Source organism: Neisseria sp. Dent CA1/247 (genome assembly GCF_022870825.1).
Lineage (GTDB): Bacteria > Pseudomonadota > Gammaproteobacteria > Burkholderiales > Neisseriaceae > Neisseria > Neisseria zoodegmatis.
Genome location: NZ_CP091522.1, coordinates 1,824,109 through 1,850,385, shown reverse-complemented (window position 1 = coordinate 1,850,385; position 26,277 = coordinate 1,824,109). Strand labels below are relative to the sequence as shown.

The following is a 26,277-nucleotide window of genomic DNA, read 5'->3' as shown; positions in this document are numbered from 1 at the left end:
GTTTTCAGACGGCCTTAACTAAGCATCAGCCGTTTTACTCGGCCAGCCAAGCCATGGCTTCGATTTTGTGGCCGTCCAAGTCGCGCACAAAGCAGCCGTAATATTCTTTGCCGTAATGCGGGCGCGGGCCGGGTGCGCCGTCGTCTTTCGCGCCTGCGGCCAAAGCCGCTTGATAAAAGGCATCGACTTCTTCGCGGGTTTCGGCATAAAACGCGATGTGTACGCCGTTGGCGGTTTGCGCGGGCTGGCCGTCGCATGGTGCCTGAATCCAAAACTCGGGATAGGCGCGACCGTAAGCCACGGCTTGATGTGCGCTTAAATCCAAAGTCCGTCCGATGCCGAGAGAAGCCAGCACTTTGTCGTAAAACGCCACCGCTTCTTCAAAACGGTTGGTACCGAGCGATACGTGGGAAAGAATGCTGGGATTGGCAGACATGGTTGTACTCCTTTCTAAAGGGTTGCGCCAAAAGATTTCAGATGGCCTCTTGAGGCCGTCTGAAAAAGTGTAAACGCCTGAACGGCAAAGACTTCAGCTTGATTTTAAGGCAGGTTTAAAGCCATAAAGAGCATATCGCCGTCGCGCTCGATCAGCAGGGGAATGTTTTTGCCCGCGCCTTCCAATGCGCTTTTAAGCGAAGCCTCGTCTTCAACGTTAATATGGTTGACGGTGATGATTTCATCGCCGCGTCTCAAGCCGGCGCGTTCGGCAGCGGCTTCGGCTTTTACCACCACCAGTTTTCTGCCGGTATTGGACGTGCGCACTTTCAGGGTCAGGCCGGTTTGCTCCACCGTAAATGCTTGGCCGTCGGTGGAAAACATCGGATCGTCTCCGCCCGCGTTGCCGGCTTCTGTGTCGTTACCGCTGGCGCCGAGTATTACTTTGATTTGCTGCTCTTTGCCTTTGCGCCATACGTTGAGCGTTACTTCTTTGCCCGGAGCCATTGCGCCGACCATCACAGGCAGGTCGCTGGATTGGCGCACCTCTTCGCCGTTGACGCTGCGCACGATGTCGCCGGGTTGTAGGCCGGCTTTCAGGGCGGGGCTGCCGGGCAGTACGCGGGCGATTAAGGCGCCGGAAGCTTTGTCGAGGCCGAACGATTTGGCCAGATTGTAAGAAACTTCCTGAATAATCACGCCAAGCTGGCCGCGCTGTACTTTGCCGCCGTTTTTCAGTTGTTCGGCAACGTTCATGGCCACGTCAATCGGAATGGCAAACGAGACGCCCATAAAGCCGCCGCTACGGCTGTAAATCTGCGAGTTGATGCCGACCACTTGGCCTTTCAGATTAAACAGCGGGCCACCGGAGTTGCCGGGGTTGATGGCGACGTCGGTTTGGATAAACGGCGTGTAGTTTTCGTTCGGCAGGTTGCGGCCTTTGGCAGACACGATGCCTGCGGTAACGCTGTTTTCAAAGCCGAACGGCGCGCCGATGGCGGCCACCCATTCGCCCGGTTTCAAAATTTTGGCTTTGCCCACTTTGATAACGGGCAGGTTTTCCGCGTCGATTTTCAACAAGGCCACATCGGATTGAATGTCGGAACCGATCAGCTTGGCCGTGTATTCGCGTTTGTCGTTGAGCAGCACTTTGATGTTGTTCATGCCGTTCACTACATGGGTGTTGGTAAGAATGTAGCCGTCGGGGCTGATGATGAAACCGGAGCCGAAATTCAGATCGCCGTCGTCTTCCTGCTCGGGGAACTCGGGCAGGTTGGGGACGAGGCGTTTGAAAAATTCGTAAAACGGATCGTTGTCGGGAAACTGGTTTAAATCCATGTTGTCTTGGCTGCGTCCGCTGCGGGGGGCTTTGACGGCTTGGATGTTGACCACGGTCTGGCCTTCTTGCTCGACCAGTTTGGTAAAGTCGGGCAGCAGCATTTCTACTTTGCCGCTTTCGGTTTGTGTTTCTACTTTTTGTACCAAATCTTTTTGCGGCTCGGCTTGCTTGCCGAAAAAGCTGTCCACTTTGTCGCAGCCGTTTAGGGCTAAGGCTGAAGCAAGCACCAAGGCAATGTATTTTGGCGTTTTGTTCACGATGTTTCCTTTTAAAACAGATTCGTTGAATTGCAAAGTTGTGATTGTAAATGAAAATATAGAACCCTGCACGGCGAAAACAAGTGCATATATTCCATTTAAACAGATGTTTTCACTGTTTTTCACTCTTCCTTACAATTCGTGGCAAAAACCGTTGCGGATATGCCGTCGGGCAGAGGTTTGAGGCCGTCTGAAAGATTTGTGCGGCCGAACCGTCATGAAGTGGGAGCCGCCCATCGTGGCGGCAATCATTGTTACAATAACGGGATTTTTCAACACATATTTTGAAGCGTTTGCCCGACCTTTGCCTGCGTAGCTTACGTTTGCGTTTCGGGCGGCGGGCAAGGGTTTGGGCGGCACGGCGGTGATATGGGCGGCGACATTACTTTTCTGACTTTATTCCTGATCGGTTTTTTCGGCGGCGGGCATTGCGTGGGCATGTGCGGCGGCTTGAGCAGTGCGTTTGCCTTGCAGTTGCCGCCGCATATCAACCGCTTTTGGCTGATTGTGCTGCTGAACGCGGGGCGGATCAGCAGCTATGTGCTGATCGGCGTGCTGCTCGGTTTGCTGGGTCAGGTCGGGATTTCGTTGGACGAAACCCGCTGGCTGCAAAACGGTTTGTTTGTGGCGGCGAATGTGCTGCTGTTGCTGCTGGGGCTGTATCTTGCCGGCCTGTCAGCCTTAGTGGTGAAAGTGGAAGCGGTGGGCAAACCGGTATGGAAGCGTTTGAACCCGCTGCTCAATAAGCTGCTGCCGATACGCAGCGTGCCGGCCTGTTTTGCCGTGGGGATGTTGTGGGGCTGGCTGCCGTGCGGTTTGGTGTACAGCGCGTCGCTGTATGCTTTGGGCAGCGGCAGCGCGGCTCAGGGCGGTATGTATATGTTGGCTTTTGCCTTGGGCACGCTGCCGAACCTGCTGGCGATGGGCTTTTTCGCGGCGCAGTTGAAATCGTGGCTGCAACATAAAGCGGTGCGTTTGTGCGCCGGTTTAACCGTATCGGCATGGGCGTTGTGGCAGTTGGTGTCGTTTTTTCAGACGGCCGTCTGAAAAGTATGGGCAGGGAAGAGATGGGCATGCAGGGCGGGCAAGTTGGCCGGCAGTTTTATTTGTTATAATGCCGCCTTTTAGCGCGTACAAAACCGTATGAAAACCGTAGAAAAAAATATGTTGGTGCTGCACAGTGCCGAGCAGATGTTCGAGCTGGTGGACAGGGTGGAAGATTATCCGCAGTTTCTGCCGTGGTACAGCAAAACCGAAATCATCGAGCGCAGCGGCAATGAGCTGAAAGCGCGTCTGTTTATGGACTACATGAAAGTCCAGCAATCATTCGCCACGCACAATCATAATGTGCCGGGGCGGGAAATCCGCATGGACTTGCTCGAAGGGCCGTTCAAAACCCTGCAAGGCACATGGAAGTTTATTCCCGTGGGTGACGATGCCTGCAAAATCGAATTCAAACTGCAATACGATTTTTCCAGCAGCCTGCTTTCCGCGCTGATTTCGCCGGTGTTCAGCCACCTTTCGCGCACGCTGGTGGACGCATTCGTTAAAGAGGCCGACCGCCGCTATGGTTGAAATAGAAATCGTGTACGGCACGGCGGAGCGCCAGCTGTTGCAGCGTCTTTCCGTTGCGGAAGGGACAACCGCGCGCGAGGCGGTGTTGCGGAGTCGCATTGCCGAAGAATTTCCCGAAGCAGACGTGCGCAATGCGCCGTTGGGCATTTTCGGCAAAGCGGTGAAAGACGATACGGTGTTGCGCGATAAAGACCGTGTGGAAGTGTACTGCCCGTTGTTGATTGATCCCAAAGAAGCCCGCCGTTTGCGGGTGCGCAACAATAAAGAAGCCGATTGAGCCGTGTTTGGCGGTATGACGGCTGTGCTTTTCTTTAATGAGACAGGCGAATCAGAAGATACATCAGGCCGTCTGAAATTTCAGACGGCCATAAATATGGAAAGATAAAATGTCGGAAATCAAATTAATCGTCGGATTGGGCAATCAGGGCGCGGAATACGCACACACGCGCCACAATGCCGGATTTTGGCTGATAGACGAATTAGCTTGGGCATGGAATGCCCGTTTGAAAGAAGAGAAAAAATTTTTCGGTGAAGTGGCGCGCGTTACCCGCCCCGAAGGCGAAATATGGCTGCTGAAACCGAATACGTTTATGAACCGCTCCGGTCAGGCGGTGGCGGCATTGGCATCGTTTTACAAAATCAAGCCGGAAGAAATTTTGGTGGTGCACGACGAATTGGACATTCCTTGCGGGCGCATCCGCTTCAAGCTCGGCGGCGGCAACGGCGGCCACAACGGCCTGAAAGACATTCAAGCCAGACTGGGCACGCCCGGCTTTTACCGGCTGCGTTTGGGCATCGACCATCCCGGCGACCGCAATCTGGTGGTGGGCTATGTGCTCAACAAACCCGGCGCCGAAGACCGGCAGGCGATAGATGATGCCATCGCCAAGTCTATACAAGGCTTGCCGCTGGTATTGTCGGGACAATGGGAAGAGGCGACCCGTTTTCTTCACAGCAAGTAATGTGAAATCTTTTTAAAATCAGTTGGTAACTGAAATATCGGTTTCAATGTTCCGTTACTGAAAATCTCACGCGGGCGGAGATGCAATCCGCCCTGCCGCAAGATGTTGGCCGTCGGACAGGTATGTTTTAGCGAAGCTCGCAAGCCCGCTTTCAGACGGCCTCATATACTCGTTTTCATTCTTCTCTATACAATCCACTCGAAACAAGCAGGTGCGACAGCCTTATTTGTGCAGCCCGCATTCTTTGCTGTCGCTGCTTTCCCACCACCAGCGGCCGGCGCGGATGTTTTCACCGAGTTTGACCGGGCGGGTGCAGGGTTCGCAGCCTATACTGGGATAGCCGCGTTGGTAAAGTGCGTTCAGCGGCACATTATGCGCGTGTGCGTATGCCCAAACGTCGGCTTCTTCCCAGTCGAAAATCGGGTTGAACTTGGGAATGGCGCGGGCGGCGTCGTGTTCTTCAAACGCCAAACTGCTGCGCGTGTCGGACTGGCTGCGGCGCTGCCCGGTCATCCATGCCGGTGCTTGCGCGAGGGCGCGGTTGAGCGGTTCGATTTTGCGGATGTGGCAGCATTGGCGGCGCAAGTCCACGCTTTCATACATGGCGGCTTGGCCGAACTGCCGTTCAAATGCGGCCGAAGTGTCGGCATCGGGGTGGAACACTTCGATTTGAAACGGATAGCGGATATTGCTTTCGTCAATCAAGGCTACCGTTTCGGCGTTGAGTTTGCCGGTGTTGAGCGTGATGATGCGCAGCGGCAGTTTCAGACGGCCTATCATGTCTGCAATCACCATATCTTCCACGGCGAGGCTGGAGGCCAAAACGGCATGCGGAAAACGGCCGGCAATTTCGTGCAGGCGTTCGCCGAGCGTGTTTTCCAATGATTTCAGACGGCCTGATTCGGTTGGGGCAGGGGCGGGGATTTGCCAGAATTTGGGTGCGTGTAGTGACATGGCGGTAAGGGTTTCGTGTGTTTAAACGGTATGAGACCTTTGCAAACCGCCTCATCTGCGGCGCATTTCTGCGTTGTGCGTTTATGCCCTAGGGGTACTGCCCGCTCGTTTGCCTATCTATATGATATGTCTGCACCCGCAGTGCTGCTACGCCTTGAACTGCATCCACATCTGAGGGTTTTGCAAAGGTCTCGGTATGCTCAATGTTGGTTGATATTGTGCACCCACCGCCGCAGGCCATAAAAGGAATGTTTGTTTATTTGTTTATAACCAAATGAAAGAGGCCGTCTGAAAATGGTGTTTCAGACGGCCTCGAAATGTATTGGAATGCTTGAAGGTTTATCCGCCGCGTTTGCCTGCGCGTTTGGCGCGGATCACTTCAATCACGCCGGGCAGCACCGAAATCACGATAATCGCGCCCAGCACCAAGCCCAGATTGTTTTTTACCACCGGAATATTGGCGAAGAAATAGCCCGCGTAGGAAAACAACACCACCCACAAAACGGCGCCGATCACGTTGAAGCGGATAAAGCGGCCGTAGTGCATATTCGCCATGCCTGCTACAAACGGGGCGAAAGTGCGCACGATGGGCACGAAGCGGGCGATGATGATGGTTTTGCCGCCGTATTTCTCGTAAAACTTGTGGGTTTTGTCGAGATAGCTGCGTTTGAAGATTTTGGAGCCGGGGTTGGCAAACAGCTTGGCACCGAAGTATTTGCCGATCATAAAGTTCACCGCGTCGCCGATGATGGCCGAAGCAATCAGCAGCGCCACCATCACATGGATATTCATTTCGCCGATGGCCGCAATGCCGCCGGCGGCAAACAGCAGCGAATCGCCCGGCAGAAACGGCGTAACCACCAGCCCCGTTTCGCAGAAAATAATCAGAAACAGAATGGCGTAAATCCACGCGCCGTATTGTGCGGCCAGCTCGGTAAGGTGCTGGTCGATATGCAGGATAAAGTCGATGATGACTGAAATAAATTCCATGTGGGTGCTTTCGGTTGATGAATATAGAGGCCGTCTGAAAAGGAATCAAACAGCTTTCAGACGGCCTTACTGTATGCGAAGTTCGCCATTTTAAGTGAAAACTTTAAATTCTGCCAAACCGTTGCCGCAGCTTGCTGCTGTTTATCGAAACAACGTACAATGTGCCGTCTGAAAGCCGTCTGAAAACCTTTTCCGTGAACCAGCTCATATTCGATTTTGCCGCCCGCGATTACCCTTCGTTCGATAAATTTTTGGGCACTTCCAACGCCGAACTCCTGCACGTTTTGCAACAGCAGCACGGGCAGTTTATTTACGTTTGGGGGCAGGAAGGTTCCGGCAAAAGCCATCTTTTGCAGGCTTGGGTGGCGCAGGCTTTGCAGGCGGGGCACAACGCCGTTTACATCGATGCCGCCCGCATGCCGCTGACCGACCAAGTGCTTGAAGCCGACTATCTGGCGGTGGATCAGGTCGACAAACTCAACGACGGCGAGCAGGCGGTATTGTTTGAAGCCTTCAACCGCTTCCGCAACAGCAAACACGGCTTTCTGCTGCTGAGTGCCGACGTGCCGCCGCCGCAACTGGTGATTCGCGAAGACTTGCGCACACGCATGGGCTATTGTTTGGTTTACGATGTCAAACCTTTGAACGACCAAGAAAAAATCAACGCGTTAGTGAGCATGGCGGCGGCGCGGCAATTAACCGTAGAACCGGAAATCTTCCAATACCTGCTCAACCACTGGCGGCGCGATATGGACAGCCTCATGCAGATGCTCGACACGCTCGACAACTACGCCGTGATGATGGGCAAACGCATCACCCTGCCGCTGCTGCGCCAACTCTTAAAACAACAGGAAACAGAATGAAAAACCTCGCCATTTTCGATTTGGACAACACCTTGATCAACACCGATTCCGACCATTCTTGGCCGCAATATCTGATGAAAAAAGGCGTGGTCAATGTCGAACACACCCGCGCCCAAAACGACAAGTTTTACCGCGACTATCAAAACGGCTGTTTGGATATCGACGAGTTTCTCAAATTCCATCTCGAACCTTTAAGCCGCTTCAGCCAAGAAGAATTGGCCGAAATGCACCGCGAATTTACCGCCGAATTTATCGCCCCGCACATCTCGCCGATGGCCCAAATGCTGGTGCAGAGCCACCGCAACGCAGGCGACGAACTGCTGGTCATCTCTTCCACCAACGAATTCATCATCACCCCGATTTGCCGTCTGTTCGGCATTGAAAACATTATCGGTACGCAGCTCGAAACCGGTTCAGACGGCCGCTATACGGGCAATTACGTCGGCACGCCCAGCTTGAAAGAAGGCAAAATCACCCGCCTGAACGAATGGTTGGCGGCACGCGGCGAAACGCTTGAAAGCTATGGCAAAACCTATTTTTACAGCGATTCCAAAAACGATTTGCCGCTGCTGCGTTTGGTGAGCGACCCCGTAGCCGTCAACCCCGATGAAACCTTGCAGCAGGAAGCCGAAGAAAAAGGCTGGCCCGTGCTGAATTTTCGATAAGGCCGTCTGAAATGCCCCAATTCAAACCTGTTGTCGTCGTAACCACTGCGCCCAACCGCGAAGAAGCCGAACGCATCGGCGGCCTGCTGCTGGAAAACCGTCTCGCCGCCTGCGTGCAATACGAAACCGTCCGCAGCCAATATGTGTGGGACGGCGAATTGTGCAACGACGAAGAAATCCGCATCGTGATTAAAACCGCCCGCTGCCACTATAAAGCGGTGGAAAAAACCATCGTGCAAAACCACAGCTACGACTGCCCGCAAATTCTGATGCAGCCGATGAGTAGGGGCTTTGTGCCGTATCTGCGCTGGATGAAGGCGCAGCTGGGTTTGTAAGCAGCCTCCGGCCTCATCGGGGCGTTTCTTCGCTATAATGAAATGAATAAACAGCATCACGAAACGCTTATTTCTTAGAAAACAGCCTTATCGGAAAAACCATGGATATACAGCAAAATCCAACCCAGCGGCACCGCGCGTCTTTGCGTAAGCACAGTATTTATCTGCTGCCCAATTCCTTTACCATCGCCGCCTTGTTTGCTGCGTTTTTCGCCATCACCCAAGCCATGCACGGGCATTATGAAACGGCGGCGATTGCGGTATTCATTGCCATGCTGCTCGACGGTATGGACGGGCGGGTGGCACGTTGGACAAACAGCCAAAGCGCGTTCGGCGAGCAGCTCGACAGCTTGGCAGATATGGTCAGCTTCGGCGTGGCGCCCGCTTTGATTGCCTACAAATGGCAGCTGTGGCAGTTTGGCAAAATCGGCTATTCGATTGCGTTTATTTATTGCGCGTGTGCGGCATTGCGTTTGGCTTTGTTCAACACATTAATCGGGCGCGTGGACAAACGCTGGTTTATCGGCATTCCCAGCCCCACGGCGGCAGCTTTGATTGTGGGCATGATTTGGGTAAACCACAGCTACGGGCGCCTGCCTTACGTGCAGTGGTTGTGCCTGATTATTACGCTGTTTGCGGGCTTGTCTATGGTGGTGCAGATTCCGTTTTGGAGCTTTAAGGAAATCAACGTGCGCCGCAAAGTGCCGTTTTTCGCCATGATTATCTTCATGCTGATTCTGGCGGTGGCGGCATCGGAGCCTTCTTTGGTGCTGTTCTTGTTTTTCTTGGGATACAGCTTGTCGGGCTATGTGATGTTTGGCTGGCGGTGGTGGAAAAAACGCCGTCAGGCCGTCTGAAAGTGAGCTTGGCGAGTTTCGCTAAAGTGAGCTTGCGAGCTTCGCTCAAACAGGCTTGGCTTTAAAACAAAAACCATTGTTGTCTATATCATCTACAAAGAAGCTATAAAGAAGAAAAATGCTGGATATTCAATTGATTATTATCATGCTGGCGGTGGGCAGTTTCGCCGGTTTTATTGCGGGGCTGCTCGGTATCGGCGGCGGGATGATTATCGTGCCGGTGGTGTTGTGGGTGCTGCAAATGCAGGGCATGGAAAACATCGCCCACGCGCAGCATTTGGCGGTGGGCACGTCGTTTGCGATTATGGTGTTTACCACGTTCTCCAGCATGATGGCGCAAAACCGCAAAGGTGCGGTGGATTGGCAGGTGGTGAAGCGTATGGCGCCGGGCATGATTTTCGGCGTGCTGCTCGGTTCGTTTATTGCCAAACACATTTCCAACGGCGCTTTGCAGATTTTCTTTATTGTGTTTACCGTGCTGATTGCTTTGAAAACGCTGGCGGATGCCAAGCCCAAACCGTCGCGCAGCCTGCCGGGAGGCGCGGGCTTGAGTGCGGTGGGCACTTTGTTCGGCGTCGTTTCGAGCTGGGTCGGTATCGGCGGCGGTTCTTTATCGGTGCCGTTTATGATGTATTGCAACGTGCCCGTGCATAAAGCGGTGGGCACTTCCGCCGGTTTGGCTTGGCCGATTGCGGTGGCGGGTGCGCTCGGTTATCTGTATTCCGGCTGGAATATCAGCGGCTTGCCCGAAGGTTCGTTCGGCTTTTGGTATCTGCCCGCGGTGGCGGTGTTGAGCGTTGCAACAGTAGTGTGCGCGCCGTTGGGCGTGAAAGTCGCGCACAAGTTGCAGCCTGCCAAACTCAAGCTGGCTTTCGGTATTTTGCTGCTGGTGATTGCCGGCAGAATGCTGTGGCGTTTGATATAGCGCTTATGCTTATGCGGGTATAGAAGTTTACAGTTCAGGCCGTCTGAAATATTTCAGACGGCCTTACTGACTGAATATCAAAAATAATTTTATTTCCAAACAAACCACTATCATGAATAAACAGATCCGCCAAGAAATATTCGAGCGTTTGCGCGCGGCCAATCCGCATCCGACGACCGAGCTGAATTTCAACAGCCCGTTTGAGCTGCTGATTGCCGTGCTGCTTTCCGCGCAGGCAACCGACGTAGGCGTGAATAAAGCCACGGCCAAGCTGTTTCCCGTCGCTTCCACACCGCAGGCCATGCTGGATTTGGGGTTGGAAGGTGTGATGGAATACACCAAAACCATCGGCCTGTACAAAACGAAATCCAAGTACATCATGGAAACCTGCCGGATTCTGTTGGAACAATACGGCGGCGAAGTGCCGGCGAACCGCGAGGCACTCGAAGCGCTGCCGGGCGTAGGGCGCAAAACGGCCAATGTGGTGTTGAATACGGCCTTCGGGCAGCCTGTGATGGCGGTGGATACGCACATTTTCCGCGTGTCGAACCGCACCAAGATTGCGCCGGGGAAAAACGTGCGCGAGGTAGAAGATAAACTGATGAAGTTTGTGCCGAAAGAGTTTCTGCAAGACGCGCATCATTGGTTGATTCTGCACGGGCGTTATACCTGCAAGGCGCAGAAGCCTTTGTGCGAAAAGTGTTTGATTAACGATTTGTGCGAATACCCGGCCAAAACCGTGCCGTTATAAGGATAAACCAAAGACCTTTGCCGCACGCTGCACTGTTTTTTGCAGCGCGCGGCAAAGGTCTTGCTTTTTGCTTGATGAGATAAACGGTTGAGCCGTTTATTTGACGATTTCTACGGGGCCGTGGTCGTCGCAGTGGTCGCCGTGTTGGTGGTGCAGACGGCCGTTAACGATGTAGTCGGTGTGGTCGCCGTGCGGTACGGCTTCGTGACCGCAGCCGGGGCCGTGAACATGGCCGGCGCAATCGTGAACGGGATGGCAGCCGTCGGGATTGGTTTCATTCACGTCCAAATGGTGTTCGTCGTAATGGCCGTTGTGCTCGTGATGCAGATGGCCGTCGTGCAGATAGTCAACATGGTCGCCGTGTTTGATGGCGGTGTGGCCGCAGCCTTTACCGTGTACATGTTCGTGATTGGGGTGGGTTTTGCAATCGCTCATGGCTTTTCCTTTGATGGGAGGTTGATACTTTTCATCATACGACTAAAAAGCATGATTGTAAATAACCTATTGTTTATAATAGACTTTATTTCGATATATCATAACACTTCACGATGCGGGGCAAAGGTGCTGCGCCCCGAGAGGGAAGGCGGAGCAAGCCTATTCGGGTATAATTCCGCCTTTTGCGCGGCTTGGTTGTAAAGGCGTGCCAATCTTTTTGCCGAACCGCCGGATTAAGTGCAAAGCGCGGTTTGTCTGCGCTTGAGGCCGTCTGAAAACTGAATAAATGGCTTATGGATAGTCTGCTTACGTTAATTTCCGTGTTGATACCGCTGTTTCTCGGCTTTTTTATCAGCGTGCCCAAACATTATGTGCGGCTGGTGGATAAGGCTTTGGCGTGGCTGGTTTATATTATTCTGCTGTTGATCGGCGTGTCGCTGTCGCGCGTGGATAATTTGGTTGCGCAGTTGGATACGATTGCCGGTGCGGCGGCCTTGCTTTGCGGGTGTGTGATGGGTATGAACCTGCTGGTTTTGATGTGGTTCGACCGCCGTTATCCCCGCCAAACGCAGGGCAGCGGCAAGAAAAGCAGGGTGAGTATGGCGGGCAGTGCGCGGCAGTTGGGCTGCGTGGCGGCAGGTTTTGTGCTGGGTAAAGCGATGGCAGGCCACTGGCTCCCGCCGGAAAGCACGGGCAATTATTGTTTGATGCTGATGGTGTTGCTGGTCGGTGTGCAGTTGCGCAGCAGCGGCATTACTTTGCGGCAGGTGTTGGTAAACCGCAGGGGCGTGCAGACCGGCGTGCTGTTTACCGTGTCGTCACTCGTCGGCGGCATTGTGTTTGCGGCGCTGATGCCCGAAGTGTCGTGGAGCAAAGGTTTGGCTTTGGCTTCGGGCTTCGGTTGGTATTCGCTCTCGGGCATTGTGATGACCGAGGCTTACGGGCCGGTGTGGGGCAGTATTGCTTTGTTGAACGATTTGTCGCGAGAATTTTTTGCTTTGGTGTTTATTCCGGTGCTGATGCGCAAGCACCCGAGCGCGGCGGTCGGCTCCGGCGGGGCGACGAGTATGGATTTTACGCTGCCGGTGATTCAAAGCTCGGGCGGTTTGCAGGTTGTGCCGCTGGCTATCAGCTTCGGTTTTATCGTGAACGTGCTGGCTCCGTTTCTGATGGTGGTTTTCTCCAATATGCACTTTTAAGCGCGCGCTTGCGCCACCGCGCCGAATTTGGCACAATTCGCCGCATAAGTTGATGATGTAAAATTATTTTAACAATTGATAAAGTCACATAAGCCATGCCTCCCCGCATACAACGTCACGAAAAAATTATTGCTTTAGTCCGCGAATACAACTTCATGCCCATCGAGCAGCTGGCTCGGGAGCTGGACGTGACGCCGCAAACCATCCGCCGCGACATCAACCAGCTGTGCGAAGAGAACATTCTGCGGCGTTATCACGGCGGTGCGACTTTGGGCGACAGCTTGGAAAACGAGGATTTGAACACTCATAAAGCCAAGCTGCAAAACGAGAAAATCCACATTGCCGATTTGATTGCCGAGCATATTCCCGACAACGCGTCGCTGTTTTTGAGTATCGGCACCACGATTGAGGCCGTGGCGATGGCGTTGGTGAAAAAGCGCAAAGGCTTGTGCATCATTACCAATAACATTCATGTGGCGTCGATTGTGTCGGGGCGCAGCGATTACACTGTGATTATTACTTCCGGCGTGGTGCGCCCGATTGACGGCGGCGTAACCGGCGTGGCGACGGTGGATTTTATTAACCAGTTCAAAACCGATTATGCCGTGTTGAGCGCGTCGGGCGTGGATGCCGACGGCTCGCTGCTGGATTTCGACTACAAAGAAGTCAGCGTGATGCAGGCGATGATGGCCAATGCGCGTATGTGTTATTTGGGTGTCGATCACAGCAAATTCGGCCGCAATGCTTTGGTGCGGATGGGCGATATTACCGAGTTTGACGCGGTGTTTACCGACCAAACGCCCGATGAAACCATGTGCAAACAGCTCGAAGCGGCGAGCGTGAAATGGTATGTGGCGGAACGCGATAGCGAAGAAGAGTAGAAAAATCCTATATGAATCAGGCCGTCTGAAAAATCTTTTCAGACGGCCTGAATCTTTTTTGCTTGTGTATTAAGCAGCTTAAGAACAGTTTAGAGGTTAGCACGCATCATTTACTGAATCGGCGCCAATTCTATCTGCTCAATCTGTTTCACCCACGAATCTTGTTCTAAACCGTTGTGGGCAAAATCGCCGATCAGCTTAAACACATTGTCGCTGAAACCGCCGATATTCAGGATATCGTTGCGGTTGGGTGTTTGCGCGCTGGTGTAGGGCTGGATGTCAATGCATACCATTTTGGCTTTGGGGCAGCGGCGTTTCAAGATTTCCCACTCTCTCATCAGGCCGGTTTTGCCGTTTGTCCGTCCGAGGTCGGCCCAGCTTTCGTTGTCTGAAACCATAATCAGCAGATCGACATGCGCTTTCTCTTTGTTGAGTTTTGCCAAAGGCGCGCTGCATGATGTGCCGCCACCGCCTATTTGGGCGAGCTTTTCGGCGTTGGTCATGATGCTGTCGCGCGGATTAAGCTCGACGCCGACTACGATGGTTTCAAACGGGATAACGCGCGCTTCCGGGTTGGTACGCAGGAAAGCGGCGGAAACCAGCGCGGCCACGTCCACGCAACGGGTTTTGCTGGTGGCCGAGTGGCGGTAGCCGGTAACGGGGCTGTGCATGGAGCCGGATACGTCGGGGCAGACAACCACTTTGCCTGCCAGCTTGGGCACGTTTTGGACGGCGGTTTCCATCGCGTCCTGCAAGGCGTTGCTGATTTCAGACGGCAAGTTTTTTGAGGCCGTCTGAAAAGCGGTCAGCAGCTGGTAGGGCAATACGCGTGCTTTGGCGATGGCCTGTTTGTTACGCAATTTCTTGGCGATATGGTGCACGTTTTTCTGCTTTTCAAACACGCCGTGGCGGTGGAAAGTGTTCAGATTTTGGCGCACTTGCTGCCACGAGCCGTTACGGGCGATTTGCGCCCAGCCGCCGTTGTCGAGATTCAGGGAAGTCAACATTTGGAACGGCACGTCGGGCAGCGGGCCGCTGCGTTCGCGTTTGTAGATTTCAAAGGCGCGGGTAAGCGGCGGCAAATCGGCTTCGTTGAAAGGTTTGCCGATCAACCACGCAAACCAAGCGGCACGCCAAGCTTCTTTGGGCTTGGGGTGAACCATTTTCACAATGTCGGCCAAAGAAGGGTTGTTGCCAATCGCGGCGTTCAGCAGCTGTTTTTCGTTGGCGGTAAGCAGCCAGTGCTGAATCAGCTTTTTCGGGCGCGAACCGAACGATTGCCGGCCGGTTGTGCCGCTGCGGATGATTTGGACGGAGTTACGCAGCATTTTGCCGTTGTCTGCAACGCGGTCGAACACCCGTGCCAGCATGGAAACGTCTTTGTGCGCCAGAATCGCCAGCAGCAGGGCGGGCATGTCTTTCATATAGCCTTTTTGGCGCGCATATACGGCGGTTTTTGCGATGAATTCTGCGTCTAATTTTTCGGCAAGCTCGCTGACTTTGGCCAGCTGGCTTTCGGCCGTAGCGTAGAACGTGTTGTTCAAGCAGCCGGTGGCGGCCAGTTGGGCAAGCTGTTGCTTGGGCGTTAAGCTGTAAGCCAAACCGCCCGCTTCGTTATAAGTGTCGGCGGCGGTTAAACGGTTTTTAATGGATTGGAACAGGCTGATGTTGGCCATTTCATTATCCTTTTCTGATTGCGCCTGCCGCTGTGTACCGGCAGGCATGGCTTAAATAGATGGCGGCTAGGTGGTGGCAAGATATCTGCTTTTTTGCAGTCTCCGAAAAATGTAATCCTGCCGGCATTCGCCGAAAAAAGTAGTGGTTGGGCGATGAGAAATAACTTTCACAGTAGTTCTCCGGCATTCGTTTGCCGCGCCCAAACGCTTGCCAAACGGTTTTCTTTAGTTTGGCTTTTAAGGCTTGAGGCCGTCTGAAAAGATGGTGGTTGTAGCGATAACTGATTTTCAGACGGCCTTTGGAATAAAGGGCACCCTTCACAACAAGAGGTGGAGAAATGTTACGCGCTCTATCCATCTGAGCTACTCTGCCATCGTGGCGGCAGAAACGGGACTCGAACCCGCGACCTCGAGCTTCACTAGGCTGTAATTCCTCCGGCATTTGTGCCGGGTGCTTGATGGGTATATTGCAAACGCCGTGCCATGTTTGATTTTTATTTGTGAAAAATTTTTAGTGTTTTGATTTTAAATGAAATAAAATTTTTATGAGAAAATCGGCAATCATATCGACATGAAAGAAGAATAGTTTAATTTCTAGTAAATTAGAAATATAGATAGATGAATAAGCCGGGATAGAAAGAGGCCGTCTGAAACAAAAAACCACAAAGCCTGTCAAACATGGTTTAATGACAATCCGGCCCAATCAGATAAGGGATGAGACGATTACCATGAAACCGAACGCTCCAATTATCCAATCGCTGCTCGACACTGATTTATATAAATTCAGCATGTTGCAGGTGATTCTCCATCAATTTCCCCAAGCGCACGGTGTGTATGAGTTCCGTTGCCGCAACAACGATCAAACCGTTTACCCGCTTGCCGAAATCCAAGCCGATTTGGAGCGTGAGTTGGACGACTTGTGCCGCTTGCAGCTCACCCAAGACGAGCTGGATTATCTGCGCGGGCTGCGTTTCATCAAGAGCGATTTTGTCGATTACATGGAGCTTTTTCAGCTCAAACGCCGTTTTGTCAAAGTGAGCACCGACGACGAAGGCCGCCTGCACATTAAAGTGGAAGGGCCGATGATACAGGCGATGTTCTTCGAGATTTACATTCTCGCCATCGTTAACGAACTGTATTTCCGCCGCCTCGAAACGCCCGAAGTGCTGGCCGAAGGCGAGTGCCGTCTGCAAGCCAAAGCGGCGCGTTTGAAAGAGTTGGCCGCCGCTCAAAAACCTTACGATCCGCCTTTCCTGATTTCCGACTTCGGCACGCGCCGCCGCTATAACTTGGCTTGGCAAGAGCACGTTGTCCGCACCTTGTTGGCTGCTGCGCCCGATGTGGTTCGCGGCACCAGTAACGTTTATTTGGCCAAGAAACTCGGCATCACGCCCATCGGCACGATGGCACACGAATTTCTGCAAGCTTTCCAAGCTCTGGATGTGCGCCTGCGCGATTTCCAAAAAGCCGCGCTGGAAGCATGGGTGAAAGAATACCGCGGCGACCTCGGTATCGCCCTAACCGACGTAGTAGGCATGGACGCTTTCCTGCGCGATTTCGACCTTTATTTCGCCAAACTGTTTGACGGCCTGCGCCACGACAGCGGCGATCCTTATGTTTGGGGCGACAAAGCCTATGCCCACTACAAAAAACTCAAAATCGACAGCCGCACCAAAATGCTGACTTTTTCAGACGGCCTCGATATCGAAAAATCATGGGCGCTGCATCAGTATTTCAAAGACCGCTTCAAAACCAGCTTCGGTATCGGCACCAACCTCACCAACGATTTGGGTCATACGACGCTGAATATCGTGTTGAAACTGGTGGAGTGCAACGGCCAATCCGTCGCCAAACTTTCCGACAGCCCGGGCAAAACCATGACCGACAACAACACTTTCCTCGCGTATCTGCGGCAGGTGTTTGAGATTCCCGAGCCGGTTGAGAAGGCATAACCGTCTAACCATGATGAGGCCGTCTGAATATTTTTTCAGACGGCCTTACTCTTGAATATTTAGATGGTTCACTCTATTTTTATGCCTGTACAAGCCTGTTTTCAAACTTATTTACGTCGGATTCATCGTAGCAGAAGGTGTGTAACCCGGCCGTAACGCCCGTGCCGGGCGGTTTTGCAAAGGTCTTTATTTGTGATATAAGGCGTGTGCTGATTGAAAACTAACCAACTTTATCAAAATTAAAAAGGCTTCACTTGAAGGCCGTCTGAACATTTCAACAGATTCAAAAAGGAAATATTTATGAGTTCACAAGATTTGAGCGGCAAAATCGCTTTGGTTACCGGCGCATCACGCGGTATCGGCGCGGCGATTGCCGATACATTGGCACAAGCCGGCGCAACCGTTATCGGCACCGCCACCAGCGAAAGCGGCGCGCAAGCCATCGGCGAGCGCTTGGCACAATGGGGCGGCAAAGGCCGCGCGTTGAATGCGGCGGATGAAAACGGCATCGAAAACCTCGTTGCCGACATCGAACAGGAATTCGGCAAGCTCGATATTCTTGTCAACAACGCCGGCATCACCCGCGACAACCTGCTGATGCGCATGAAAGAAGAAGAGTGGGACGAAATCATGCAGGTGAACCTGAAATCAGTGTTCCGCGCCAGCAAAGCCGTATTGCGCGGCATGATGAAGCAGCGCGGCGGCCGCATTATCAACATCACTTCCGTGGTCGGCACGATGGGCAACGCCGGTCAAACCAACTACGCCGCCGCCAAAGCAGGCTTGATCGGTTTTGCCAAATCGATGGCTCGTGAAGTCGGCAGCCGCGGCATTACCGTGAACTGCGTGGCCCCCGGCTTTATCGACACCGACATGACCCGCGCACTGCCGGAAGAAACCCGCAAAATGTTTACCGCGCAAACGTCGTTGGGCAAGTTTGGCGAAGCGCAAGACATTGCCGACGCCGTGCTGTTTTTGGCCAGCGATCAAGCCAAATACATTACCGGCCAAACCCTGCATGTGAACGGCGGTATGTTGATGCCTTAACGGCATAGGGTTAATCCGCTTGAGGGCAAGTGCATACATCATGCTTGGGGCAAGCCCGGGTATGCAGTACGGCGGCTCGGTAAATGGATTAACCGTATAAAAAGCTAAAGGCCAGCCTTTATGCCGACGAGGCCGTCTGAAAATGTTCAGACGGCCTCATTGCGTGTGTGGCTTACATGCTTGAAAAAGATGTTTTATCCAATCAAATCGGTATCTTCTTCAGCAGAATCAGCCGCCGCTTCCTCCGGCTCTTCCTGTGCGGGCTGCTCGGAAACTTCAACACCATCGTCTTTCAGGCGGATATCAATCTCGGCAAAATTTTCCGGCTGGATGATGCGCACCAAGCCTTCTTTGGCCAATTCCAGCAAAGCGATAAAGTTGACCACCACATAAGCGATGCCTTGTTCGGGATGGAACAGCTCGGAAAAGCGGCATTGCCCGCGTTCGTTCAAACGGCGCAAGATGCTGCTCATTTGCGCACGCACCGAAATCGCTTCCTGCACGACGGCATGGCTGCGGGTGTGCTTGGCGCGGGAAAGGATGTTCAGCCATGCTTGTGTGAGATCGGCAACGTGCACGTCGGGCAGTTTGGCTTCGACGGCAATTTCCAGCGGCAGATAAGCCCATGCGAAATCGCGTCCGGCGCGGGGCAGGGCGTCCAAACCGGCGGCGGCGAGCTTCATCTGTTCGTAAGCCAGCAGACGGCGCACCAGTTCGGCACGCGGGTCGGCCTCTTCGCCTTCTTCGACACTGGCCGGTTGCGGCAGCAGCAGGCGCGATTTGATTTCAATCAGCACCGCCGCCATCAGCAAATATTCCGCTGCCAAATCAAACTGATAGGCTTCCATTTGGGCGATGTAGTGCAGATATTGCTCGGTGATTTTTATCATCGGAATATCCAGCACGTCGATATTCTGCTTGCGGATCAGGTAAAGCAGCAAATCCAGCGGCCCTTGAAAGCTGTGCAGCACCACCTTGAGCGCGTCGGGCGGGATAAACAAATCCTGCGGCACGTCGGTAACGGGCTGGCCGAAAATCCACGCGACGGCGTTGGGGTTGTGCGTTGTGCCGTTTTCAGACGGCCTGTTTTGCATATCGGTACCCACAGTCATTTTTTACCGCCGATTTTTTCAATCGCAGCCTGCGCACAATACAGGCCGAATGAGGCGGTTACCAACATGCTCGCGCCGTAGCCTGCGCAGGACAATCCTTGCGGGACGGCATCGGCGGCGCAGGCTTCGCCTGATTGCGGCGGGGTGATGTTTTCGGTGGAAAACACGCAGGGTACGTTCATTTTGGCTTTGGTGTCGCGGGAAAAGCCGTAGCGTTTGCGCAGGGTGTAGCGCAGGTTGGCGAGCAGCGGGTCGTGGGTAACGCGGCTTAAATCGGCCGTCTGAATCAGTGCGGGGTTTTTCTGGCCGCCTGCGCCGCCGCTGAGGATAAAGGGCTGTTTGTGCTGTACGAAATAGGCCGCCATCGCCGCTTTGACGCGCACTTGGTCGATGGCGTCGATCACGAAGTCGAAAGGCCGTCTGAACAGTTCGTCGAGGTTTTCTTCGGTAACGAAGTCTTCGATTTCGGTTACTTGGCAGTCGGGGTTGATTTGCAGGATGCGTTCGTGCAGCGAGCTGACTTTGGCTTTGCCGAATTCGGAGGTCAGCGCGGGGAGCTGGCGGTTGACGTTGGATTCGGCCACGTTGTCCAAATCAATCAGGGTCAGACGGCCGATGCCGGTGCGTGCCAAGGCTTCTACCGCCCAAGAGCCGACGCCGCCGACGCCGACCACGCATACATGCGCCCGGCTGAAATGTTGCAGGGCTTGGTCGCCGTAGAGGCGGGCAATGCCGCCGAAGCGGCGCGCAGAAAGGGAATCGGACATCGTTCGGCCTTGTGGTAAGTCAAATTCAACGAAAAAAACGCTGCTAAAACAGCGTGGGGGTATTATACTTCAAGCTGGGTTTGATTCACACTTCACACAAAGGGCCGGTAAGGTGCCGTTAACCAAGGAGAATGAATGATGTATAAAAATTTAGTGGTGGCCGTAGATGGTAGCGCAACATCTCTCAATGCCTTGAAACATGCAGTCGCTTTGGCGGGTTCGGGCAATGCGCGTTTGACTTTGGTGCATGTGGCCAATCCCGCCGAATACATGGCGTTGGCTCCTGAGTTTCTGCAACACGAGAGTTATGAGGCGGCAGCGGTCGCACAAGGTAACGAGGTATTGGATTTTGCCGAAAACTGTGCCAAAGAGCAGGGCGTGTCGGATGTGGTGAAACATCTGCTGGTGGCCAATAAAGGCGCGCGCGAAATGGCTCAGGAATTGGTGGATTATGCCGATTCTCAAGGTTCTGACCTGATTGTGTTGGGTACGCACGGCCGCAGCGGTTTGATGCACTTACTGATGGGCAGCTTTGCCGAAACCGTGATGCGTCAAAGCCATCTGCCGCTGCTGGTAATCCGCAGCACGGAGAGCGAACAAGAATAAAAGCTGTTGCTTGAAATGATGATGCCGTCTGAAAAGTTTCAGACGGCATCATCATTTCATTCATCAGACTTTTAACGGAACCAGCCGCGCACGGCTTCCAGCCCGCCGAAGCGGATGCAGGCGTCGGCATATGCTTGGGCTTTGGGTTTGGCGCGGTAGGCGATGCCGACGCCGGATTCGAGCAGCATGGGGATATCGTTGGCGCCGTCGCCCATAGCCAATACTTGATGTGCCTGCAAGCCGAGTTTGGTGCGGTATTCGGCCAGCAAGTCGGCTTTGGTTTGGGCGTCGACGATTTTGCCGACGAGTTTTCCGGTGAGCTTGCCGTCTGAAATCTCCAGAACATTGGCGTGTTGGTATTCAAAGCCGAGCCGCTGTTGCAGCCGTTCGGTGAAAAAGGTGAAGCCGCCGGAGACCAGTAAAAATTTCACACCGTGTTTTTTACATTCATCGAGCAGATATTCCGCGCCGGGCGAAAGCTGTAAAACCTTGTCGTACACTTCTTGCAGTACCCGCGCATCCAAGCCGGCGAGTAGGGCGACGCGGCGGCGCAGGGATTGCTCGAAATCCAATTCGCCGCGCATGGCTTGCTCGGTAATCTCGGTAACCTGTTCTTTCAGGCCGACCCCGGCGGCAATTTCGTCCACGCATTCGATGGTAATCAGTGTCGAATCCATGTCGCTCACAATCAGACCCAAGTCGGAAAACGCCATGTCGGGCAATACGGCATAATCGATAGACTGCTCCTGCAGCGTGCGTGATAGCGTTTCGCCGACTTGGAAATCGTCTGCCACGGGAATGCGCAGGGTACGGCCGGATGGTGTTGCCGCGGGCAGGTTAAGGCTGTTTAAAACGCTTAAGTTGCATTGGTTGAGAGACGGATGCTGGAGAATGAGTACGCGTTGCATGGTGAAGTGGGAAGTCATGTCAAAGATGTCGGATTATAAAAGAAATTACTGAAGGCCGTCTGAAAAGTATAGAGGCTGAAATTTCGGATGTCGGATTAATGGTTTGTGTAATACGATGAGGCCGTCTGAACAAAATATTCAGACGGCCTCACCATGCAACCGGGTTTCGGATTATTTGAACGGTGTGACTTCCAAACCGAACATGGCACGGGCGGTATTCAGCATTTGACAGCTGAAGCCCCATTCGTTGTCGTACCAAGAGAATACTTTAACCATATTGCCGGCGGTTACTTTGGTCAGCGTGCTGTCGAAGTTGCTGGCTTGGGTGGTGTGGTTGAAGTCCATGGAAACCAAGGGCAGGGTGTTGTAGCTCAAAATCCCTTTCATTTCGTTTTCCGAAGCGGCTTTCAGAATACCGTTGATTTCTTCCACAGTGGTATCGCGGGCGGCTTCAAAGCTCAGATCGACCAGTGAAACGTTTACTGTCGGCACGCGGATGGCCAAGCCGTCCAAGCGGCCTTTCAGCTCGGGCAGTACCAAGCCTACGGCTTTGGCGGCACCGGTTTTGGTTGGAATCATGTTTTCCACGCCGCTGCGGGCGCGGCGCAAGTCTTTGTGGCGCACGTCGGTAACGGTTTGGTCGTTGGTGAGGGCGTGGATGGTGGTCATCAAGCCTTTGTTGATGCCGATGCCTTCGTGCAGGGCTTTGGCAACGGGAGCCAAGCAGTTGGTGGTGCATGATGCGTTGGATACGACGGTCATTTCGGGGGTTAATACGTTGTGGTTAACGCCGTATACAATAGTCGCGTCCACATCCTCGCCGCCGGGGGCTGAAATCAGCACTTTTTTAGCACCTGATTCCAAATGGACTTTGGCTGCGGCTTTGCTGGTGAATGCGCCGGTACATTCCATTACCAAGTCAACGCCTAAAAGATCCCACGGCAGTTCGGCGGGGTTGCGGGTAGAGAAGAAAGGAATTTTTTTACCGTTGATGATCAAGTGGTTTTCATCATGAGACACATCTGCGTCGAAGCGGCCGTGTACGGTATCGAATTTGGTGAGGTGGGCATTGGTTTCTATGCTGCCGCTGGCGTTAACCGCCACGACTTCAAGTTGTTTTTCCAGTTTGTAATCGTAGATTGCGCGTAATACCTGACGTCCGATACGGCCATAACCGTTGATGGCAATCTTAATGCCCATGTTGGTTTCCTTTGTGGTTTGGTTGGTGGTTGAGTGTGAATGCAGGCCGCCTGAAAGCGGACTTTTCGGGTTTCGGTAACGGTCTGCGTGAAGACGGAATTATACCGTGTTGTAGTGCGATGTAGTCAAGGCTAAATTATATGCGCTTAGGTTTTGTTTTAATATTAATGTTTTGGGGCGGCAAGCGGTTCCATGGGTATTTGTTGCGCATATAAAAAAGATAGCCGGCACCGGAAAAGCATGGCTATCTTTTTGTATTTTAGAACGGCTTAGCGGCGGATTTCCACATACGCGCTTTGATGCAGTTCTTTCAGCAGATTAGTTGCGGCTTGTTCGGCCTTTTGTTGGGCAATGTATTGGCGTACTGCTTCGCGTTGCCGCTCTTCGGGTGTGCCGGCATCGCGCACGTCGACCAGTTTGATGATGTGCCAGCCGAATTGTGTACGCACGGGGCGGCTGATCTGACCGGGAGTCAAGTTATGTACGGCATTTTCAAATTCCGGCACCATTTGGCCGTCTGAAAACCAGCCCAAGTCGCCGCCGCTGTTGGCACTGCCGTCTTGCGAAAACTGGCGCGCCAAGCCTGCGAAGTCCATGCCGCTGCGGGCTTGTTTGTGGATATTGCGGATGCTGCTTTCTGCGGCTTGAACGGCTTTGGGATTGTCGGCTTTAATCAAAATGTGTTGGGCGCGGTATTGGCGTAAAGGCCGGCCTTGCGGCAGGCTGATGCCTTGTCGGGCGGCACTTTGGATAAATGCGTTGATTTCGGCATCGCTGACGCGGGTATGCTGCATCACGGCTTGCTGCTGCACTTTTTGCGTGATGATGCTGTCGGCAATGCTGCGGCGCATGGCGGCTTTGCTTACGCCGCGTTTGGCACTTTGGGTATACAGGGCTTCAACCGTGGTTTTGCGCGATTGGGCGATGTCTGCCAGTGCGTTGTCGATTTCGGCATCGCTGGCAGTAATATTACGGCGTTTGCCCGCTTGGACGATCAGTGATTGATTGATGAGCTGCTGCAATACCTGTGTGCGCAGTTCGTTTTCGGAAACATTGTTTTTACCCAAAAAGCTGCGGGCTTCGGCCATGGCTTGGCGTACGTCGCGGTGGGTGATGACTTCGTTGCCGGCAACGGCGGCAATGCCGTCGACCTGTTTGATCTCAGAGGCTTGTGCGGTGTGTAAGGCCAAGCCGGTGGCGGCAGCAAGCATCAGGGTTTTGAAATTCATGGTTTGACTACCTCGTTGGTTTTGCTGTAGCCGGGAATGGCCAAGCGTAGTTTCTCGAATGGGTTGTTGCCGATATTGCTTAAGTCTTTAAGCTGCAAATTGAAGAATACGGCGTTTTTCTTGCTGTGCAGGCCGGTAACGTAGCGTTGGCCGACTACGCTGGCACTCCAGCAGCCGCAGCCGCTTTTGTATTCTAATCCCGCCAGCATTTCAAGCGGTTTTTTGGCTCTGATTTCGTAGTTGTAGCGTGCTACGGCATAAAGATTGGGGGTAAGCGGCCATTGTGCGGCCAAATCTATTTGGTTGAGTTTGTCGTAATGATAGCTGCCGTTGTCTTGCAGATAGATTTTTTCGTTGCGTCCGTATTTGTAGCGGGCGCTTAAGGTTTTGCCGGGAGCAGGGTTGTAGCGCAGTCCGGCGGAATAGCTTTCGGCACGGCTTTCGTTTTGGCTGTAATGGATATCCAAATCCAAGCGCACGTTGTTGCTGATGTTGCCGTTGGCAAAGGCTACGATGTCTGAGCGGTTGCGCGTGTAACGGCCTATGCTGCCGTCGGGCTGAACATTATCGTTTTTAAGATAAAACTTTTGCCCGATACCGGCGCGGAAGATTTCAGAGCCGTTATCCGGGTTGAGAAGCCGGGTTTGTACGGCTGTGGAAACGCTGTTGGCCGAGTTGATGCGGTCGTTGCCTGAATACAGGTTTTCTCGGAAAAGCTGGGCATAGTTGAAGCTGTTTTCGGTAGTGTCAAAGTTCGGCAGATCATTTTGGGATCTGGAAGGGATATAGTTGTAAAACAGGCGCGGCTCAAGGGTTTGCAGGTAGCGGTCGCCCCATAAGGAGATATTGCGTTCTAAAGTGATGCCGCTGTCGATATTAATGATGGGCAAAGTACGCGATACGGTGCGTGAGGGAATATTGCCCAAGCTGTCCAAATCATAATAAGTGCTGTGCAAACCGATTTTCGGCCGCACATAACCCCATGAATTGTGCAAATCCCATTTCACGCTGGGGTAGAGCACGACGCGGTTGCCGGCTTGTTTGGTATCGTGGGCAAAGCGGGTGAATTGCCCGAATACGTTGAACTGCGCTTTGGCGGCATTTTTTTCCCATTGCGTCGAGAAGCGGGGCATGATGCTGTATGGCTCGTCTTTGAAGCCGTCGGCATTGGCAAGGGTTTGGTATTTTTGTGCGGTGAAATAGCTGCTTGCGCTGCCGCCCCAAAGCCGGCGGTCGTAGTTTAACCAAATCTGACGGTTGAGGTTGACGTTACGGGCAATGTCTTCACGGCCGTAGAAGTCGCGGTAATAGTCGTCGTCGGAAACTTGATGGTATTCCACGCCGCCGCGCAGGTTGTCGGTAAATTGGTGGCGGTGGTCGAGTTTGGCCTGATAGCGGTTGTTGTGAATGCTTTTTCTGTCGTCCGGCATCCACGAACCTTCCACTTGTCCGGCGAATTTTTCGTCAAGATAGCGGAATTGTCCGCCCAAGCGCACGCCGCGTCTGGCGATAAAGCCGGGTGCAATCGTGGCATCGTAATTGGGGGCGAGGTTCATATAGTAGGGCAGATCAAACTCGAGGCCGTCTGAACCGATGGTTAGGTTGGGTACGAGCAGGCCGCTTTTGCGGTGGCCGTTGAGCGGGAAATCAACCCACGGTGTATAGAGAACGGGCACGCCGCCGAATACCAAAGAGGCGTTTTTGGCCACGCCGATACCGGTGTTTTGATCGGCTTCTATGCTTTTGGCTTTGATAAACCAGCTGGCATCGCCGGGCGAGCAGGTGTTGAATTGGGTGTTGATGAGCTTGTAGCGGCCGTTGCCCTGCATTTCGGCTTTTTCGCTCACGCTTTGCAGACGGCGGCCATCTTGCTCGGCTTCGAGGCGGGCGTTGTGGGAAACACCGGTGCCGTCTGAAAGGTTGTATTGGAGGTTGCTGCCGCTGACGGTGGAGCCGTTTTGGTAAAGCACGAATTGGTCGCCGGCCGTTACCGTTTCATTGGTTTGGTCGTAGTCCACCCATTGTGCGTTCAACACTTGATCGTTGCGCTCGATAATCACATCGCCTTCGGCCCGCACTTTGACATTGGTTTGGCCTTCCACTTTGTCGGCGGTAATGCGGGTGTAATCGGAGGGCAGGGGCGTTTCCCCGCTGCGTTTGATATCGGGATTGCTATGTGATTTTGCGTATTTCTGTAATTTTTCCGGCGAACAATTCAGGCAAGTGCTGCCGAGTGACAAATCATTGGCAGCCTGCGCCGTAACGCTTGCTCCGAAACCGACACTCAGTGCCAGCACCAGCGGTTTTAATGAAAATAAACGAGCCAAAGTCTCACCTTAAATCGGTTTTGCCAGTTA

Annotated in this window: 28 protein-coding genes and 1 pseudogene; 16 read left to right on the top strand and 13 right to left on the bottom strand. The window is 53.3% G+C overall.

What is annotated here, in order from left to right; all coding sequences use genetic code 11:
• Window positions 1-34 precede the first annotated feature (34 nt).
• A complete protein-coding gene (locus LVJ85_RS09090) occupies window positions 35-436 on the bottom strand; it encodes a VOC family protein (protein ID WP_244739061.1) in 402 nt (133 codons plus the stop codon).
• 104 nt (window positions 437-540) lie between these two features.
• Window positions 541-2,031, bottom strand: a complete 1,491-nt coding sequence (locus tag LVJ85_RS09085) for a DegQ family serine endoprotease (protein WP_244739059.1) — start codon at window positions 2,029-2,031, stop codon at window positions 541-543.
• A gap of 369 nt (window positions 2,032-2,400) precedes the next feature.
• On the opposite strand from LVJ85_RS09085, the gene LVJ85_RS09080 reads away from it, so the two are divergent.
• From LVJ85_RS09080 to pth, 4 genes are all read left to right on the top strand, one after another.
• On the top strand, window positions 2,401-3,078 hold the full coding sequence (locus LVJ85_RS09080) for a sulfite exporter TauE/SafE family protein (protein WP_244739056.1): 678 nt from the start codon (window positions 2,401-2,403) through the stop codon (window positions 3,076-3,078).
• Window positions 3,079-3,174: 96 nt separating this feature from the next.
• Window positions 3,175-3,606: a type II toxin-antitoxin system RatA family toxin gene (locus LVJ85_RS09075; RefSeq protein ID WP_244739054.1), complete on the top strand. Its 432-nt coding sequence runs from the start codon at window positions 3,175-3,177 to the stop codon at window positions 3,604-3,606.
• On the top strand, window positions 3,599-3,883 hold the full coding sequence (locus LVJ85_RS09070) for an RnfH family protein (RefSeq protein ID WP_244739051.1): 285 nt from the start codon (window positions 3,599-3,601) through the stop codon (window positions 3,881-3,883). The genes LVJ85_RS09075 and LVJ85_RS09070 overlap by 8 nt, the downstream gene beginning before the upstream one ends.
• Window positions 3,884-3,992: 109 nt before the next feature.
• Window positions 3,993-4,568 carry an aminoacyl-tRNA hydrolase gene (pth, locus tag LVJ85_RS09065; RefSeq protein ID WP_244739049.1) on the top strand — a complete coding sequence of 192 codons (576 nt, stop codon included), beginning with the start codon at window positions 3,993-3,995 and terminating at the stop codon, window positions 4,566-4,568.
• Between the two features lie 222 nt (window positions 4,569-4,790).
• Here the strand turns inward: pth and LVJ85_RS09060 are convergent, their stop codons facing one another.
• Window positions 4,791-5,522, bottom strand: coding sequence for a phosphoadenylyl-sulfate reductase (locus LVJ85_RS09060; RefSeq protein WP_244739040.1), 732 nt, complete (start codon window positions 5,520-5,522; stop codon window positions 4,791-4,793).
• Between the two features lie 30 nt (window positions 5,523-5,552).
• On the opposite strand from LVJ85_RS09060, the pseudogene LVJ85_RS09055 reads away from it, so the two are divergent.
• Window positions 5,553-5,765, top strand: a pseudogene (locus LVJ85_RS09055) (signal peptidase).
• Between the two features lie 96 nt (window positions 5,766-5,861).
• Here LVJ85_RS09055 and LVJ85_RS09050 read toward each other — a convergent pair.
• On the bottom strand, window positions 5,862-6,512 hold the full coding sequence (locus tag LVJ85_RS09050) for a DedA family protein (protein WP_244739038.1): 651 nt from the start codon (window positions 6,510-6,512) through the stop codon (window positions 5,862-5,864).
• Between the two features lie 194 nt (window positions 6,513-6,706).
• On the opposite strand from LVJ85_RS09050, the gene hda reads away from it, so the two are divergent.
• The 6 genes from hda (at window position 6,707) to nth (ending at window position 10,908) form a co-directional block, all read left to right on the top strand.
• Window positions 6,707-7,375, top strand: a complete 669-nt coding sequence (hda, locus tag LVJ85_RS09045) for a DnaA regulatory inactivator Hda (protein ID WP_244743147.1) — start codon at window positions 6,707-6,709, stop codon at window positions 7,373-7,375.
• A complete protein-coding gene (locus LVJ85_RS09040) occupies window positions 7,372-8,040 on the top strand; it encodes an HAD family phosphatase (RefSeq protein ID WP_244739036.1) in 669 nt (222 codons plus the stop codon). The genes hda and LVJ85_RS09040 overlap by 4 nt, the downstream gene beginning before the upstream one ends.
• Before the next feature lie 11 nt (window positions 8,041-8,051).
• On the top strand, window positions 8,052-8,375 hold the full coding sequence (gene cutA / locus LVJ85_RS09035) for a divalent-cation tolerance protein CutA (RefSeq protein ID WP_244739035.1): 324 nt from the start codon (window positions 8,052-8,054) through the stop codon (window positions 8,373-8,375).
• Window positions 8,376-8,476: 101 nt separating this feature from the next.
• Complete coding sequence (gene pssA, locus LVJ85_RS09030; protein WP_244739032.1) at window positions 8,477-9,232, top strand: CDP-diacylglycerol--serine O-phosphatidyltransferase; 756 nt, start codon at window positions 8,477-8,479, stop codon at window positions 9,230-9,232.
• Window positions 9,233-9,350: 118 nt separating this feature from the next.
• Window positions 9,351-10,157 (top strand): sulfite exporter TauE/SafE family protein, encoded by an 807-nt coding sequence (locus tag LVJ85_RS09025; RefSeq protein WP_244739029.1) that lies wholly within the window; start codon window positions 9,351-9,353, stop codon window positions 10,155-10,157.
• Between the two features lie 112 nt (window positions 10,158-10,269).
• The gene (gene nth, locus LVJ85_RS09020; RefSeq protein ID WP_244739028.1) at window positions 10,270-10,908 is read left to right on the top strand and encodes an endonuclease III; all 639 of its coding nucleotides are present in this window, start codon (window positions 10,270-10,272) and stop codon (window positions 10,906-10,908) included.
• A gap of 96 nt (window positions 10,909-11,004) precedes the next feature.
• On the opposite strand, the gene LVJ85_RS09015 is transcribed toward nth, so the two are convergent.
• Entirely contained in the window at window positions 11,005-11,343 is a 339-nt protein-coding gene (locus tag LVJ85_RS09015; RefSeq protein ID WP_244739026.1) for a hypothetical protein, read from the bottom strand.
• Window positions 11,344-11,636: 293 nt separating this feature from the next.
• Here LVJ85_RS09015 and LVJ85_RS09010 point away from each other — a divergent pair, with 293 nt between their 5' ends.
• The gene (locus LVJ85_RS09010; protein ID WP_244739024.1) at window positions 11,637-12,542 is read left to right on the top strand and encodes a lysine exporter LysO family protein; all 906 of its coding nucleotides are present in this window, start codon (window positions 11,637-11,639) and stop codon (window positions 12,540-12,542) included.
• Window positions 12,543-12,637: 95 nt separating this feature from the next.
• Window positions 12,638-13,423, top strand: coding sequence for a DeoR/GlpR family DNA-binding transcription regulator (locus tag LVJ85_RS09005; RefSeq protein ID WP_244739022.1), 786 nt, complete (start codon window positions 12,638-12,640; stop codon window positions 13,421-13,423).
• Window positions 13,424-13,533: 110 nt separating this feature from the next.
• Here LVJ85_RS09005 and LVJ85_RS09000 read toward each other — a convergent pair whose 3' ends face one another.
• Together LVJ85_RS09000 and LVJ85_RS08995 are read right to left on the bottom strand one after the other, a co-directional pair.
• The gene (locus tag LVJ85_RS09000) at window positions 13,534-15,099 is read right to left on the bottom strand and encodes an RNA-binding protein (protein WP_244739020.1); all 1,566 of its coding nucleotides are present in this window, start codon (window positions 15,097-15,099) and stop codon (window positions 13,534-13,536) included.
• Window positions 15,100-15,103: 4 nt separating this feature from the next.
• Entirely contained in the window at window positions 15,104-15,457 is a 354-nt protein-coding gene (locus LVJ85_RS08995; protein ID WP_244739018.1) for a hypothetical protein, read from the bottom strand.
• A 370-nt stretch (window positions 15,458-15,827) separates the two neighbouring features.
• On the opposite strand from LVJ85_RS08995, the gene pncB reads away from it, so the two are divergent.
• A complete protein-coding gene (pncB, locus tag LVJ85_RS08990; protein ID WP_244739016.1) occupies window positions 15,828-17,051 on the top strand; it encodes a nicotinate phosphoribosyltransferase in 1,224 nt (407 codons plus the stop codon).
• Window positions 17,052-17,351: 300 nt separating this feature from the next.
• The gene (gene fabG, locus LVJ85_RS08985; RefSeq protein ID WP_244739015.1) at window positions 17,352-18,098 is read left to right on the top strand and encodes a 3-oxoacyl-ACP reductase FabG; all 747 of its coding nucleotides are present in this window, start codon (window positions 17,352-17,354) and stop codon (window positions 18,096-18,098) included.
• Between the two features lie 194 nt (window positions 18,099-18,292).
• On the opposite strand, the gene LVJ85_RS08980 is transcribed toward fabG, so the two are convergent.
• A complete protein-coding gene (locus LVJ85_RS08980; RefSeq protein WP_244743145.1) occupies window positions 18,293-19,192 on the bottom strand; it encodes a ScpA family protein in 900 nt (299 codons plus the stop codon).
• A gap of 14 nt (window positions 19,193-19,206) precedes the next feature.
• Entirely contained in the window at window positions 19,207-19,977 is a 771-nt protein-coding gene (locus LVJ85_RS08975; RefSeq protein WP_244739012.1) for a ThiF family adenylyltransferase, read from the bottom strand.
• A gap of 138 nt (window positions 19,978-20,115) precedes the next feature.
• Here LVJ85_RS08975 and LVJ85_RS08970 point away from each other — a divergent pair, with 138 nt between their 5' ends.
• Window positions 20,116-20,583 (top strand): universal stress protein, encoded by a 468-nt coding sequence (locus tag LVJ85_RS08970; protein ID WP_244743143.1) that lies wholly within the window; start codon window positions 20,116-20,118, stop codon window positions 20,581-20,583.
• A 71-nt stretch (window positions 20,584-20,654) separates the two neighbouring features.
• Here LVJ85_RS08970 and serB read toward each other — a convergent pair whose 3' ends face one another.
• The 4 genes from serB to LVJ85_RS08950 form a co-directional block, all read right to left on the bottom strand.
• Entirely contained in the window at window positions 20,655-21,491 is an 837-nt protein-coding gene (serB, locus tag LVJ85_RS08965) for a phosphoserine phosphatase SerB (RefSeq protein WP_244743141.1), read from the bottom strand.
• 171 nt (window positions 21,492-21,662) lie between these two features.
• On the bottom strand, window positions 21,663-22,691 hold the full coding sequence (gene gap / locus LVJ85_RS08960) for a type I glyceraldehyde-3-phosphate dehydrogenase (protein WP_244739006.1): 1,029 nt from the start codon (window positions 22,689-22,691) through the stop codon (window positions 21,663-21,665).
• Window positions 22,692-22,960: 269 nt separating this feature from the next.
• Entirely contained in the window at window positions 22,961-23,920 is a 960-nt protein-coding gene (locus tag LVJ85_RS08955; protein ID WP_244739004.1) for a peptidylprolyl isomerase, read from the bottom strand.
• Window positions 23,917-26,247, bottom strand: coding sequence for an LPS-assembly protein LptD (locus LVJ85_RS08950; protein ID WP_244739003.1), 2,331 nt, complete (start codon window positions 26,245-26,247; stop codon window positions 23,917-23,919). Before LVJ85_RS08950 ends, LVJ85_RS08955 begins: the two co-directional genes overlap by 4 nt.
• Window positions 26,248-26,277: the final 30 nt, after the last annotated feature.